Annotated in this window: 1 protein-coding gene; it reads right to left on the reverse strand. The window is 73.8% G+C overall.

Annotation, left to right across the window (positions count from 1 at the left end):
* Nucleotides 1-1,050: SDR family NAD(P)-dependent oxidoreductase (locus FV228_RS30685; RefSeq protein ID WP_147857851.1), on the reverse strand; the 1,050-nt coding region annotated here is incomplete at both ends.

Here is a 1,050-nt window from a genome sequence, read left to right on the forward strand (position 1 = left end):
CCCGCAGCTGCGCCACCCAGGCGTCGAGCCGGGCGCGGTCGGCGAAGACCGGGCGGGCCGCCATCACGCCGTCGATGCCCGGCAGGGTGACCCGGGGCTCCTCCCGGGCGAACAGGATCTCGTTGAGGCGCTCGCCGGGCCGGGCGCCGGTATAGGCGATCTCGATCTCCGCCCCCGGCTCGAACCCGGCGAGCCGGATCATCCGCTCGGCGAGTTCGGCGATCCGCACCGGCTGGCCCATCTTGAGCACGTAGACCGCGGCGCGATCCGCCTCCGGGGCGGCCCGGCCCTCGCCGTCGGCGTGGGAGGCCGCGGTCAGGACGAGGTCGCAGGCCTCACGCACGGTCATGAAGTAGCGGACCATGTCGGGATCGGTGACCGTGACCGGGCCACCCCGGGCGATCTGCCCCTTGAACACCGGCACCACCGAGCCGACCGAGCCGAGCACGTTGCCGAAGCGCACGGCGATCAGCCGCGTGGGATGGCCCGGGCGGGCCGACTGCTCGGCATCGAGCGCCTGGGCGACCATCTCGGCGAAGCGCTTGGTGACGCCGAGCTGCGACACCGGCTCGATCGCCTTGTCGGTGGAGACCATCACGAGGGCCCGGGCGCCCGCCGCCACCGCGGCCTCGGCGACGTTGATCGAGCCGAACACGTTGGTCTTGATGCCCTCCTGCCAGTCGCGCTCCAGGTAGGGCACCTGCTTGAGCGCGGCGGCGTGGACCACGCAATCGGGCCGGAACGCCGCGATGACCTGATGGACCCGCTCCCGGTCGCGGATGTCGGCGAGCACGCCGGTCACCGCGGCCTGGGCGGACAGGATCGCGGGGTGGCTGAGGATGCCGTGGAGCGCCGGCTCCGAGGATTCGAGCACCAGCACCGCGGCGGCCCCGAAGGCCACGGCCCGCAGGCAGATCTCGGAGCCGATCGAGCCGCCGCCGCCCGTCACCACCACCCGGCGGCCTGCCAGGAACGCCTCCAGGCGCGGCCGGTCGATCGCCACGGTGGGACGCAGCAGCAGGTCCTCGATCTCGAGGGGCGCCAGCTCGG

The sequence above is a fragment of the Methylobacterium sp. WL18 genome (assembly GCF_008040015.1).
Taxonomy (GTDB): domain Bacteria; phylum Pseudomonadota; class Alphaproteobacteria; order Rhizobiales; family Beijerinckiaceae; genus Methylobacterium; species Methylobacterium mesophilicum.